Genomic DNA, 13,755 nt, shown 5'->3' on the forward strand with positions numbered 1-13,755 from the left:
ATCTTGTTTACATTTTAAAGTGCTGCGAGCTGCTTGTTTAGTTCTGCTAACTTAGCTTCCATATTCGCAAGGCGTTCCTCTGCTTTTGTTACCTGATCGTTGTGCCCAGTAGACTCCAATTTTTCTATATCACCTTGTAAATTCATATAGTCCATTTTTAACTCTTTAATTTGGTATTCAATATCGCTTTTTGTTGGCATGATGATTACTCCTTTTTGAGAATATTTTATCGTGAATGCGTGTAAAAGCGATGGAGGTTTTTCTAATCCCCCACCGCTTAGTCATTAAAATCAATCGGGTACTGGTTGAATTTACTTATATTCCAACGTCCATAAGAGGAGTTGAAGTGAAAAATTCTTATATATTGTATCATAATCATCTTCGAAGTAGCACTAAGTAGAAGCGATATTGTGTCGATCATAAGCAAAATCTAAGAGTAATGCTTGGAGTGTTTCATTGTTACTAGCAAGATTGAGTTGTCGTTGTTTTCTTATAGCTCGTTCACTGCGAGCCTCGTGTAATAGAAATTCCATGACAGCATTTTGGATTTGAGACTGCTTCATTTTACGACCAAGTCCAAGATGAATAAAACCATTATGCTCTCGAGGAAAAGCATGAAGAAGCTCAGCTTCAGTTTGTGCAAGTGTAATGCATGGCACACCATAAGAGGCAATTTTATAAGGCGTATAATTAGCATTACAAATAATGACATCAGCTTTTGGTAATAGTTTGAGAAGTGCGTTTTTATCACGGAGAATGGCCGTATTGCGACGACTAAGTACCATCATTTGCAAATCATCCGTTGCATGGCGATAGCTATCATCAATCATTACTGTAATTTGTAGTGGAATTTGTAGCTGTGTTAAGTGTCGAAGTGTTCGGTAGGTTAAGTTATGCTCGTCCCCATCCTCAAAAGCAACGACGATATGAGGAGGATTTTCAGGTGTTTTACTATCAGGAATATCATCAAATTGTTGGTAGGCCTCTGGTAGTGCAAAAACAAAGCTTCCACCAATATAATGCGATGGTAAATAATCTTTCACTTCTTGATAGAGTGCTAGTAATACACAGTCACAGGCTTGACCACCTTCACCAAAATCATCAAAATGAATCAGTGTTTTGCAGAAAGGTCGTAAATCCTGTACTTGCCAGCCTTCAGAATTACGGCCATCTCTAACGATTAAATCAGGTTGAAGTCCTTTGATTTGCTTAGGTAATTCGTTAAAGTGGTCAAATAAAATTGGAGAAAGACCTTCATTCATTAAAATTTGGATGCCATCATTTGAAGGAGTCTTGACAAATATAAAAACTTTCTCATTCGTAAGTAACTTAGCCAATGTTGAAACCCGTTCAAAAGGATACAGCCCTTTATCAATACAGCTTTCAATAATGAAAACAATCGTTTTTTTTGGTTCAATTGCTTGTGTTTCTTTTTGCAAATGTATCCCACCCTTTCCTCTGTCTCTTTAAATTATGGCGAAGAAAGTGCAAGTATGTGTAAAATTTAGGATTTGATAATCGATGACTTTGAGGAAATCTTGTAATTAGCTATCTTGAGGGGGATTATAAATAACTTTTTAATGATCAAAAAAATGGTCGATATATATAGTGAAATCAAGAATAGAAAAGATACATACAACATGACATTATGTAGAAGGGGGGAAGAAGGATGAGCATGCGTGCAGCGATTGTTATAGGAGCGACAGGTTTAACGGGCTCCTCTCTAGTTGAGCAATTATGTGAAAATGATGAATATGTTTCAGTAACCATAATTGCACGGAGAAAACCAATCTTTACGCATCCAAAGTTAGAAGTGAAGATTCGTGATTTTGATAGGATAGAGGAAAAAGATATTGAATTTGCCCATGAATTGTATTGTTGTTTAGGTACAACCATAAAAAAAGCAGGCTCTCGTGAGGTGTTCGAAAAAGTTGATTTTGAATATCCATTAGCGATTGCTTCTTTAGCCAAAAAGCGTGGGATCCCTCATTTTCTTGTCATCACTGCAATGGGTGCTAATGAAAATTCTCCGTTTTACTATAATCGAGTGAAGGGAAAACTCGAGCATGATTTAGTAGAGTTAGGGTTACAACGGCTCTCTATTATTCGACCTTCACTATTAGTAGGAGATCGAGATGAATTCCGTCTAGGAGAGAAGGCAGGAGAAAAGCTATTAAAATTTGCACAACCTTTATTAATTGGACCTTTCAAACGTTCTAGAGCAATTGAAGCCTCACAAGTGGCCAAAGCGATGATTATCATTGCTCTATACGGTAAAAAGCAGCCTGTTACTATTTATCCATCCAATGAACTGGCAACATTGCAATACCCTGAAATACCAGAAGAGGATGCTTCAAGAGAGACGCTATTTCATTGGGATAAGCTTGAAAAAGGTGAGAAAGTAAATCGTGATGTTATCATTAATCGAGATAAATTTAAGATGGAGGAAACGGTTATTGATAAGGAGGTACACTTCCAACATCGTGAACAGGACAAAAAATAATGTGGGTTTGGTTTGTAAATGTTCCGTCTAAAGACTGAATTTATCCCGATCGCTACGACAAACCTTTGCGAGCTACTTTTCATTTGTTACAATATTATTGTAGAAGATGAATGTGGAGGCAAAATAAAGATGAAAATTTTACTCGTTGATGGCACAATGTTTGGTCGTAAAACAGGTGCTATTTTAGAACAAGTGGAACAATATATTAAAGAATTAGATGCTAGTTTCGAATTAGAAATGATGCATTTTAATCAATATAAGCATCAAATTGTGGATGGTTCACCATTAAATGATGATATGAAGAAAATGATTCAACAATTTGAAGAGGCAGACGCTTACATCATTGCAACGCCTATTTTTCAAGCGTCCATCCCAGGTGTTTTGAAAAATGCTTTTGACTACTTACATCCTAAAACGATGCGCTATAAGCCCGTATCTATCGTCGCAAACGGTGGCACATACCAACATCATCTTGTAGTCGAAAATCAATTAAAACCTATTTTAGATTACTTCCGTGCCCTTGTTACGCCTAACTATGTATACACACATACATCACATTTTGATGCAGATAATAACATTGTTGATGAAGATGTTCATAGTCGTTTACGTGAATTAGCACGTGTATTTGTTCAATATTGCGAAATGAGCAAGAACTTGCCGAAGGAAACAATTGATCAACATTAAGATAGCCCTTGTACGGTGGTAAGAAATCACTGTGCAGGGGATTTTTCTTTGTAAGTATTCTTTTAGGATGTGCTAAAATAAAACTTTAGTGACTCGGGAGGGAGGGCTGCTCATGCAGGACATAGCTTTACTAGAAAAACAACGCTGTAGTCTTATTTTGACCAATAAGGCGAAGGAAGCGGTAGAGGAATGCTCAGCAAACGAGCATGCCTTTTTTACGTTACAAAGATCTTTTACTGTTTACATTGAAAAACGCAAAGCAAAAAAAGTTGGTGAAACCTTTTTATCCATCTATTTTAATGCGGAGGACAATGAAAAATTAAGCGATTTACTTGCGGAAAAAACAGTCATTATGGATTGTGTGCTGAAGCTAGAAGGTTTGTTGGCGACTAATATTCGTTTTGTGCATATGCGTGGTCCTATCAATACAAATCGCCGCCTAGCAGCCGCATTACAATTTGTCACAAAGCCTAACAATGGAGCAGGCATTCCACTGGAGCTTCATACAAAAATAAGGCAGTTACCGATAGCGGAAGAACGCACAGAATATGTAAAAAAACGTATAGCTAGCTGGGAAGGCTATTTAAAAATTCAAGAACGTGATGCAACGATTGACGATATTCATACAGAATTTAAGCAAAGCTACTTCAACGAAGACTTTACACGCTTAACGATTGTTTGTCCCTACATAAAGAGTAAAGAGTGGAAAAAGTTAGAGGGTTTAAGTGTAAGTATTCAAGGGGTTCGTGGTGAAATTGGGCAAGTTTTAAAGGCGAATGCAGGAAAACAAACGATTGAAATTGATTTAAAGCCTTTTATACAGGAAATGGCTCGTAAGGATCAGCTGAATCTTCGTTCGAAGCAAGCAAGCTTTAGTAATTTTGCGACCTTAAGTCAAATTCGAAGATTACGAAATGGCTTCACAAAGCTAGAGAAGGGTGAGGCAGTTAACCCTAATTTAGAAACTATCCTGTTTGAACGGCGCCCAACAGTCCGAGCGTCCAAGCTACGAGAAGATATTACGTTTCAAAATAATTTAAATGAATATCAAAGACGAGCAGTATTAGGTGCATTATCTGTTGAGGATTTGTATGTCATACAAGGTCCTCCAGGAACGGGAAAAACGACTGTCATCTCAGAGATTTGTCAGCAAAATGTCAAGGCGGGCTTAAAAACACTAGTAGCATCACAATCAAATTTAGCCGTCGACAATGCATTAGGACGTTTGCTAGCCAATCAAGAAATTCGAATTTTACGCTATGGAAGAACGGAAAGTATCGAGGAAGAAGGCAAAAAATTCATAGAGGAAAATGTCGCTCTCCAATGGCGTGAACAAACACTGGCTGCAATCGAAGAGACAATAGCAATATTTCCAGAACGCGAGCTAGAGCTAAAAGCCAATCTTGCAAAAGCAGAAGATGAACTAGAAAAATTGGAGCAATGGCTAGAACAATTAACTCAGGAAATTGCCGCAAAAGAGCAAGCAGCAATTGAAGAACCCATTCTACAGCAGGAGATTCAAGCATTAAAAAAAGAATTGAAGGCTGCTAAAACAGAGCAACAAACATGTGAAGCACAAAAAGAGCATTATGAGAAACAGCTCGCACAAATCGAACCAATTGTACAGCAGCTTGAACAGACACTTGCTGATTATCCCTCGGTCGAGCAACTACAGTGTACGATTCAGGAAACTACAGAAAAAGTGGAACAATTAGAAGCGGCTGCTCAGTATAAAGAACTACAAGAACAAAAGCAGCAGTTAACTCAGCAATTTCAAGAAATACAACAGAAATATGAAATCGAAAGTAAGCGTCTAGTCATTATGAAGGAAGCTCAAAAGTATATCTACACCTTAACTTCGTTTGAGCTTATCGAGCGATTTTTACAGCACTATCAAATTCGCCCTTCCCATGTACTTTCTCAGCAAATGAGTCGCTTGCAGCATTTGGAAGATGCGAAAGATTTAGAGGCATGGTCAACGATCAATGCTCGCCTCCAAAAGGCGATTGCCAAGTTAGAGGCTTTAGTTATTCATGAAGTGAAGGAACGAGCCCTTGCTAAAAGTAGATTACAACCCGTACAATCATTTTCTCTGCAAAACCTCACAGGAGTATTCGCAGAGCTGAACACGGCTTTTCAGGATGGTCAATTACCAGCAACTGATGTTCTAGAGAGTTATCTGCTTGGGCTATATATGCGTCGTGATTTCGTTTGGCAAAAGGGAGTAGCACTAAAGCAACAACAAGAGCATAAAGATCAGGAATTTGAATCTTTCCGTAAAAATCTAGTGACTTTGATTCATCAGGAATGTGCAATCACTAGCTTTGATGTGCAAAGTTTACAGCGTCAACTCCAACCATTTTTACAGCATACAGAGCGTTTACAACAGTTAGCAAACGCCTTCCAGATTACTGAGGAGCCAGAAGAATCTGTAGAATATTTAAAGATTCTTACCTCACAAGCTCGGGAGTCTCTTCAACAAGCAAAGCAACAGCTTGAGGCAGTGGAACAGGCGAAAGTACAACTAGTTCCGAAGCAAGCCTCTTTACAGACTGTCACAACTAGCTTACAGGAAGTGGAGCAGCAGCTAACACAAATGGAAGAGCGTATAAAGGACATTAATATTGCTGGATTAAAGAAAGAAAAGCAACTAGCAGTTTATACACAGCTTTTACAATCTACGCCAGAACGTACTGCTGAAGAGGTGCTGGAAGCTATTCAAACTTCTAAACAGGCCATTGAAGCATTACAGCGGCAGCAAAAGCAGCTACCTCTTCGCCAAAAACTACAAGAACAATGGCGTGAAAAACTACAAAACGCAACAGAGTATGATTTAGATGAAATTCGAAAATTATATGTACGTCATGCGAACGTTATCGGAACAACATGTGTAGCTTCCGCTAGTAAAGAGTTTATGGAGAATTACCCAACTTTTGATGTGGTCATTATTGATGAAGTTTCAAAGGCAACGCCACCAGAATTATTGTTACCAATGCTTAAGGGGAAAAAAGTTATTTTAGTAGGTGACCATCATCAGCTTCCACCATTACTTGGGGATGATACGCTGGAGGAAACATTGAAGGCAATGCTAGAAGAAAATCCAAACTTTGAAGGTGCACAGGAATTAAAAAATCTGTTGCGTGAATCATTATTTGAGCGTTTATTTAATAATTTGCCTCCAACACATAAACAAATGCTAGCATTACAATACCGTATGCATGAGAAAATCATGCAAAGTATCACACCATTTTATGCGAAAGAAGAAAATGGATTACAATGTGGGTTGCCAGATTCAGATGCAGCAAGAGATCATGGCTTAGAGGGTCAATTTGTAAAACGTGATGATCATTTACTATGGATTGATATGCCAACGGAGAAGCCTTATTTAGAGGAGCAGGTAAAAGGTGGGACGAGTCGTTATAACGAAGGGGAATTACAAACGATTCGCCGTATCTTAGTAGATCTCAATGAGGCAGTGAAGGCGGCAAAAGAAGCAGGGCGTATGCCGCACGATGCTCTGAAAAGCGTAGGTGTCATTAGTTTCTACGGTGAGCAGGTAAAGAAAATCAATCGTCTGCTGCAACAGGAATTACAGCTACCACACTTGCAGTTTAGAACAGGTACTGTCGATAAGTTTCAGGGGATGGAAATGGATGTCATTTTAGTGAGTATGGTTCGTAATACACCTAAAGGCGGGGATATTGGTTTTGCCAGAGATTATCGTCGTTTAAATGTTGCGCTATCTCGTGCCCGAGAGTTACTTCTACTTGTAGGAAGTGCCGAGATGTTTGCGAAGCGTGCAAAGCATCAAGATACAAGAGAAATGTATACCAATTTATTAAACACAGTAAAATCCTATGATGGCTTCCGTAATCATGAAGGGTTGGTGATGTAGAGTGTCAAAATTACAACAACGACTAATGCGTGAACTTCAACAAAATCGCAATATAAAGATTGTCAAAACCGCTGAATGGTGTATTCCTATTCGAACGGTCAGTGTGACCTATGAGCCAGTTAGGCGTTCAACAATGGATGTTTTAATGACTATGTTACTGTTAAGTATTCAGGAGGCTGATTTTGGAAGTGCCCAGGAATTGAGTGAGCTATTACTGGTCGACCCGCTATTTATTGATGACTTAGTTTCTTTAATGATTCGCGTAAATCTTGTAAAGAGCGAGGAACAGTTTTATAGGCTAACTGAAAAAGGGCAACAGCAGCTAGAACGGGGGATTTTTGAAGAGGAGTTAGAAGTAGAAACATCTACACTTTACTTTAGCCCCTGCCACCAATCATTTCTCACAATTGATACAAATAATGATGAATATGATGAATTACCAGAGCTATACCGTTATATCGATAAAGAGGCTGAACAACAGGAGCAGTTTGAGGAGTCGCTAGTGATAGCTGGATTACAAGAAGTGAACGCAGAGGGGGAAGAGAACTCCCAAAAAATCATCTCAAAAATTGTTCAAACAGAAGCCCAACAAATTAATGATAGTCCATGTTTAGAGTTTGTTCTTTATGATAGGGAGCAGGATCTACTCTTTGTACGAGTGTGGAATACATTACTTAATCAATGGGATCATCATTTAGAGCAACAGCTTACAGACAAAGAACAGTTAACATGGCGTGAGCAATATTTAACTTAATTCAACTGGTATTCAAAAGCCAGAACAAAAACGAACGTGACACACGTTCGTTTTTGTCATGTTGTTGAAAAAAGATGATGTCAAAGGCAGAAAAAGCAACATTGCAAGGTGAGAGGTTGATTTCCGTTCCGCCAGCGTCCTTTCCAGGGGGCGTCCGCTGAGCCGCTTCACTCACTTCCGTTCGCTCCAGGGTCTCATCTGTGACGCTCTGATCTGACCCCAAAAATTAGAACTTTTAAGAAACCCTTCGAAACTCAACTGGACTTTTTCCGTTGAGTTTTATTTTTATCCGTTCATGATTGTAATAATGGATATAGTCTGCTAATGCTTTTTTGAATTCTTCATAGGTGTGAAACGTTGTCGTATATAGAAATTCAGATTTCAAAATGCCAAAAAAACTTTCGATTACGGCATTATCTAAACAATTTCCTTTCCGTGACATACTTTGCTTGATTTCATGCGTTGCCAATAGCTCTTTAAAACGTGGTATTTGATATAACCATCCTTGATCAGAATGGATGATTAAGCCACTCTTTTTCGATAACTTTGTATACGTAAACGCCATTTTAAAAGACTGTTGAACTAACTCAAAATTGGGTGCTTTCGAAACCTCATATCCAACGATTTCTCGATTGAATAAATCTAATACAGCCGATATATAGAGTTTTTGACCATTTATTTTAAACTCTGTGACATCGGTTACCCATTTCTGATTGGGTGCAGTAGCTTCAAAATCACGTTGGATGACATTCTCTGCGACATAGCCGACTGTCCCTTTATACGAACGGTATTTTTTAGGGCGTACCGTCCCTTTTAAGCCCAATTCTTTCATCAATCGTTGGACTGCTTTGTGGTTGATTAAAATCCCTTCATTTCGGAGTGCAAGACAAATACGACGATAGCCATAACGACCCTTATGGTAATGAAAAAGTATCTGGATTCGTTCTTTGATCGCCTGATATTTATCTGGTTTTACCCATTTTTGAAGATGATAATAATACGTACTTTTCTTAAGTTTCGCGACTTTGAATAGAGCTTGAAGTGGAAATTCCAGCCTTAGCTCATACACAGCTCTCACTTTTTCTTCGGTTTGAATGCTTCCTTTTCTTGAACTAAGGCTTTCAACTTTTTTAAATAGGCGTTTTCCATACGTAAATAGTCAATTTCCGCTTTTAACTCTTCCATTGTTTTTTCGTTTAAGTCAGACGAAGGTGGTTGTTTTTTTGGCATCGATTGGCACTCCTTTTCTATTTGATAGAGTACCTTATCAGCCGTTGACATCCATTGTTTTTTCCATCTCCGAATGGTTTCACGAGAAGGAATATTAAACTTCGCAGCAGTCTGAAGGAGCGAATCGCCCGTCTCTATCATGTGTTGAATTACTTTTATTTTAAAAGAATCTTCGTAATTCGTGAACCCTTGAGGACGAATAATTCCTTCGATGCCATGATAGCGATATAATTCAATCCATAATCGAATGTGATGTCGATCAATCTGCAATCGATTGGCAATCTGATACGGACTTTCCTTTTCTTCAAAGTAAGCTAGAACAGCGGCTAATTTTTGTTCATCAGTAATCACTAACTGCACCTCCTAAATTAGATTTTTAAGTCCAATATTTTGGGTGCAGTTCACTCAATCCCCTAGGAGTGACGCTGGCTCCACTCCAATCAACTATTCTGCAAAGTGTCTTTACTTTTTTTCATAGTAGTATAGCGATCAAATAGCCCATTATCTGTACTCTTAGAGGGGATAAACTCTTTATTTTCAATGTGGAGAAGGGGTGCGTGACAACACCTCTCCTTAAAAAGTAGTGAACACCTTCACTTTATTTGAAAACTTTGCTAAAAAGGTAACACTTTTGTGGGTTGGAGTGGAAGGCTACTTGACTCCCGTGAGATAGCGAGGCAGGCGAGCCCCTGCAACGGAAATCCATTTCTCCCTTTCAATTGACTGTTTTGTTTTTTATATGATAAATCATAAAGATGGGTAAGAAATTTATAAAATCGTTTCGATAAAATGTGGCATTAGCATATATTACTTTATGAAAAGGAGGGGACAGATGTTAACGATTAGTTTATGTATGATTGTTAGAAACGCACAATGTACGATTGAAAGATGCTTAGATTCGGTTCAGCATATAGTGGATGAGATTAATATCATTGATACAGGATCGACTGATCGTACGAAGGATATTGTCCAAAGTTATACCTCTCGAATTTACGATTTTCCCAGGTGTGATCATTTTGCCAAGGCACGAAATTTCTCCTTTCAACAGGCAACAAAGGATTATATTTTATGGCTCGATGCAGATGACGTCATGACACAGGAAGACCAGCACAAGTTGAGTCAACTAAAGCACTCTTTATATCCATCTGTTGATGCTGTAACGATGGATTATTACCTAACGCTTGATCAAGATGGCGTAGTGGAGTGTAGTGAACGAAAGTATCGTCTTGTAAAAAGAGCGAATCATTTTCAATGGGAGGGAGCTGTCCATGAAAATTTAAAGGTATCTGGTCAGCTCTATCATAGTGATATCGCTGTCACGCACTTACCAGTAAAAAAAGATATTCATCGTCCTATTCGTATTTATGAGGGGTTAATAAGGGAGGGGCATTCGCTTTCAGCAAGAGACATATTTTATTATGCGAATGAATTGAAACAGCATCAACGTTATGTGGAGGCGATTAATCAATATCATCTATTTTTGGATAGCGATATAGGTACTACAGATGATCGTATTGAGGCTTGTTTACATGTAGGGGAGTGCTATCGTCGACTACACGATGATCAACAAGCACAGCAAGCTATTTTGCAATCCTTCTTATATGATCGACCAAAGCCAGAAGCATGTTGCCGTATGGGCCAATTTTTTATGGAGCAATCAAAACATAAAGAGGCTATTTACTGGTATTCTCAAGCCTTGCAACAAGCTCCTGTCTATTCAATGACGATCCAAAAACGTTGTTACTCCACATGGCTTCCTCATTTACAATTAAGTCTGTTATATAGGGAGCTACGGTTATTTGAAAATGCCTATCAGCATAATCTAGAGGCACAAAAATGGAAACCAAACCATCCAGAAATAAAGGATAACGAAAAATACTTACGCAATCAATTAGGGATATAAAGCCTTTTATTGGAAAGGTACATCAATAAACAGGACATAAATAGCTTGGCCAATTAATACAGATACACCAACAACAATCGTCATAAAAATCACATTACGTGGTCTAAAATTTTTTGCCTCCATTAAAAACCTCCTTTAAGATAGAATATTCAGTCAATTCAGGATATGTTTAGATGGAATGAGTATGCATAAGAAAAGAGCAAATTCACACTAAATGTGAATTTGCTCTTGTTCATTAATCAAGCTTTAACCCTTTCAATGCTTCAGCAAGGGCGTTGTTTACAGGCTCTTCATCTTTTTGTTGTTTTAAATACTTTTGTACGGAGCGTTTATCAACCTTGCCTCCGCCTTCTTTTTTCCGTCTTGCCTCAAAGGCCGATAATTTTTCACGATAACCACATTTACACACAAAAATTTGACCATCGCCTTCTCCACGAAGCTCTAATTTTTTATGGCATTGAGGACAGCGTGCATTTGTAGTACGTGAGACATTTTTACGATGACCACATTCACGATCTTGGCAAACAAGCATTTTTCCTTTTTTGCCATTCACCTCTAGCATCGGTTTACCACAATCTGGGCAGGATTTAGTAGAGATATTATCATGCTTATACTTTTTGTCACTACCTTTAATGTCCGTAACAATTTCCTTCGTATAATTTTTCATCTCGCTAATAAATACATCCTTTTTTAGCTTGCCCTTTGCAATAAGCTCAAGTTTTTGCTCCCAATCCGCTGTGAGCGCAGGTGATTTTAATTCCTCTGGCACTAAGTCGAGTAGTTGACGACCTTTAGAGGTAATATAAATATCCTTGCCACCACGCTTTTCAATTAAGAAAGAATTAAAAAGCTTATCAATAATGTCAGCACGTGTTGCCACTGTACCAAGACCACCCGTAGATTTTAATGTGTCGGCTAATTTTTTATCACTCGTTGCTATATATTTTGCTGGGTTTTCCATGGCTGATAACAAAGTGGCTTCATTAAAATGAGCAGGTGGCTTTGTTTGACCAGATGTTTGAGCAAGAAGTTTTATTTTTAAAATATCTCCTTTATCAATACGGGGAAGTATTTGTTCCTTTACATCATCTGATGTGTCCTCATCCTCGAAGCGATGTTCATACACTTCCTTCCAGCCAGCTAATAAAATCGTTTTTCCACGAGCAATAAAACTTTCTTCGCCAATTTTTGCACGAAGTGTTAGCTGTTCATATTCAAAAGCTGGCAGTAGCACAGCTAGGAAACGCTTTACAACTAGATCATAAATTTTACGTTCTTTATCCGAGAAAGCAGAATAATTCACATAGCCCTCTGTTGGAATAATCGCGTGGTGATCAGATACCTTGCTATCATCGACAAAGGCTTTTGTTGGCTTGATTGGTTTAGTAAGCAGTTTGTTGGCGATGGAGCGATATTCACCTATACCACAAGCCTTTAAGCGTTCAGGTATTGTGGCTACAATGTCTTGAGAAATAAAGCGAGAATCCGTACGTGGATAAGTTAACACTTTATGTTGCTCATATAGCTTTTGCATAATATTCAATGTTTCTTTCGCTGAGTAGCCAAAGATTTTATTGGCATCACGCTGTAATTCCGTTAAATCATAGAGACCTGGGGCAAATGTTTTTTTAGGTTTTTTTTCAATGTCAGCGACGATGGCATGGCTATTTCCTAGTTTTCTTACCAACGTATCTATTTTTTCTTTATCAAAGCTACGACTATTACCATTTTGGTCTTGCCAAGTGAGCTTCAAGTTGTCTGTTGTTTGTGCTTCAACCCCATAATAAGTTTGTGCTTTAAAGTTTTTAATTTCATCTTCGCGCGTCGCAATTATTGCTACAGTTGGTGTTTGTACACGTCCACAGTTCAGCTGTGCGTTAAAGCGGGTAGTTAAAGCACGAGTAGCATTGAGCCCAATATACCAATCTGCCTCAGAACGAGCTACAGCAGAGGCATAAAGATTATCATAGGCTTTGCCTGGCTTTAGATTAGCAAAGCCATCTTTTATTGCCTTATCTGTTACAGAGGAAATCCATAAGCGTTTTAGTGGCTTTTTGATCTTCACCTTATCGAGTATCCAGCGAGCTACTAATTCACCCTCACGTCCAGCATCTGTTGCAATGATAATTTCGTTTACATCATTGCGTGTAAGCTGACTTTTGACCGCATTAAATTGTTTCCCAGTTTGTTTAATAACTGTTAATTTTAAGCGTTCAGGTAGCATTGGTAAATCTTCAAGATTCCACGTTTTATATTTCACATCATAACTTTCAGGGTCAGCTAGTGTGACAAGATGTCCAAGCGCCCAAGTAACGATATACTTATCTCCTTCAAGGAAACCATTTCCCTTTTTATTACACTTCAGTACACGTGCAATGTCACGTGCTACAGAAGGTTTTTCAGCGATTACTACGCTCTTTGCCATTGTTAACACCCTTTCATAGTTCCATGGTTTTAAATATAGCATAGGTTGAGTGGGTTGGCAGTTGAACTGCAATGGAAAAATGAAAAAATAGGAATGAAGAAAATTTGTCATGAACAGCAGAGATTCTTCATATGGTATGTATGTGTTTAGGAACTTTTTAAATTCTGTTCTATGTAAAGTTTATGCTCGTAATTTTACGAAAAATCTATTTGTTGCTAGACACCAAATTTTGAGAATGCTATATTTATGTTGTCATAGTATTTTTATAATTAGGAAAAAATAGAATAATCTATGGATTTGAGTAGTTTTTCCTGATTATAAGGAATGATGGAGTATAGAGCTAGATGAAGGATGATAGGTG

Annotated in this window: 10 protein-coding genes; 5 read left to right on the forward strand and 5 right to left on the reverse strand. The window is 38.2% G+C overall.

The features are described 5' to 3' along the window. Positions 1–14: 14 nt before the first annotated feature. Together MKY46_RS02175 and MKY46_RS02180 are read right to left on the reverse strand one after the other, a co-directional pair. A complete protein-coding gene (locus MKY46_RS02175) occupies positions 15–200 on the reverse strand; it encodes an SE1832 family protein (RefSeq protein WP_036117520.1) in 186 nt (61 codons plus the stop codon). A 192-nt stretch (positions 201–392) separates the two neighbouring features. Next, complete coding sequence (locus MKY46_RS02180) at positions 393–1,439, reverse strand: PseG/SpsG family protein (protein WP_340833668.1); 1,047 nt, start codon at positions 1,437–1,439, stop codon at positions 393–395. 230 nt (positions 1,440–1,669) lie between these two features. Here MKY46_RS02180 and MKY46_RS02185 point away from each other — a divergent pair, with 230 nt between their 5' ends. The 4 genes from MKY46_RS02185 to MKY46_RS02200 all read left to right on the forward strand — a co-directional run bounded on the left by MKY46_RS02185 (position 1,670) and on the right by MKY46_RS02200 (position 7,836). Beyond that, positions 1,670–2,503 (forward strand): oxidoreductase, encoded by an 834-nt coding sequence (locus MKY46_RS02185; protein ID WP_058843603.1) that lies wholly within the window; start codon positions 1,670–1,672, stop codon positions 2,501–2,503. A 129-nt stretch (positions 2,504–2,632) separates the two neighbouring features. Next, positions 2,633–3,187, forward strand: a complete 555-nt coding sequence (locus MKY46_RS02190; RefSeq protein WP_036117514.1) for an NADPH-dependent FMN reductase — start codon at positions 2,633–2,635, stop codon at positions 3,185–3,187. Positions 3,188–3,299: 112 nt separating this feature from the next. Beyond that, positions 3,300–7,082 carry a DEAD/DEAH box helicase gene (locus MKY46_RS02195; protein WP_340833670.1) on the forward strand — a complete coding sequence of 1,261 codons (3,783 nt, stop codon included), beginning with the start codon at positions 3,300–3,302 and terminating at the stop codon, positions 7,080–7,082. Between the two features lies 1 nt (position 7,083). Beyond that, positions 7,084–7,836 (forward strand): hypothetical protein, encoded by a 753-nt coding sequence (locus MKY46_RS02200; protein WP_340833671.1) that lies wholly within the window; start codon positions 7,084–7,086, stop codon positions 7,834–7,836. A gap of 235 nt (positions 7,837–8,071) precedes the next feature. Here MKY46_RS02200 and MKY46_RS02205 read toward each other — a convergent pair whose 3' ends face one another. Together MKY46_RS02205 and MKY46_RS02210 are read right to left on the reverse strand one after the other, a co-directional pair. Then, positions 8,072–8,914: an IS3 family transposase gene (locus MKY46_RS02205; protein WP_340833632.1), complete on the reverse strand. Its 843-nt coding sequence runs from the start codon at positions 8,912–8,914 to the stop codon at positions 8,072–8,074. Next, positions 8,911–9,417, reverse strand: coding sequence for a helix-turn-helix domain-containing protein (locus MKY46_RS02210; protein ID WP_340833634.1), 507 nt, complete (start codon positions 9,415–9,417; stop codon positions 8,911–8,913). The genes MKY46_RS02205 and MKY46_RS02210 overlap by 4 nt, the downstream gene beginning before the upstream one ends. Positions 9,418–9,898: 481 nt before the next feature. Here MKY46_RS02210 and MKY46_RS02215 point away from each other — a divergent pair, with 481 nt between their 5' ends. Beyond that, positions 9,899–10,969, forward strand: coding sequence for a glycosyltransferase family 2 protein (locus MKY46_RS02215; protein ID WP_036117506.1), 1,071 nt, complete (start codon positions 9,899–9,901; stop codon positions 10,967–10,969). Positions 10,970–11,204: 235 nt separating this feature from the next. Here the strand turns inward: MKY46_RS02215 and MKY46_RS02220 are convergent, their stop codons facing one another. Continuing rightward, positions 11,205–13,394: a DNA topoisomerase III gene (locus tag MKY46_RS02220; protein WP_036117504.1), complete on the reverse strand. Its 2,190-nt coding sequence runs from the start codon at positions 13,392–13,394 to the stop codon at positions 11,205–11,207. Positions 13,395–13,755: the final 361 nt, after the last annotated feature.

Origin of the sequence: Lysinibacillus sp. FSL M8-0355 (assembly GCF_038008985.1) — a bacterium.
GTDB classification, from domain to species: domain Bacteria; phylum Bacillota; class Bacilli; order Bacillales_A; family Planococcaceae; genus Lysinibacillus; species Lysinibacillus fusiformis_D.

What these genes read in the sequence shown, in the direction of transcription:
- MKY46_RS02175 (WP_036117520.1), bottom strand. Translation starts at nt 200, where the DNA reads ATGCCAACAAAAAGCGATATTGAATACCAAATTAAAGAGTTAAAAATG.
- MKY46_RS02185 (WP_058843603.1), top strand. Translation starts at nt 1,670, where the DNA reads ATGAGCATGCGTGCAGCGATTGTTATAGGAGCGACAGGTTTAACGGGC.
- MKY46_RS02190 (WP_036117514.1), top strand. Translation starts at nt 2,633, where the DNA reads ATGAAAATTTTACTCGTTGATGGCACAATGTTTGGTCGTAAAACAGGT.
- MKY46_RS02195 (WP_340833670.1), top strand. Translation starts at nt 3,300, where the DNA reads ATGCAGGACATAGCTTTACTAGAAAAACAACGCTGTAGTCTTATTTTG.
- MKY46_RS02215 (WP_036117506.1), top strand. Translation starts at nt 9,899, where the DNA reads ATGTTAACGATTAGTTTATGTATGATTGTTAGAAACGCACAATGTACG.
- MKY46_RS02220 (WP_036117504.1), bottom strand. Translation starts at nt 13,394, where the DNA reads ATGGCAAAGAGCGTAGTAATCGCTGAAAAACCTTCTGTAGCACGTGAC.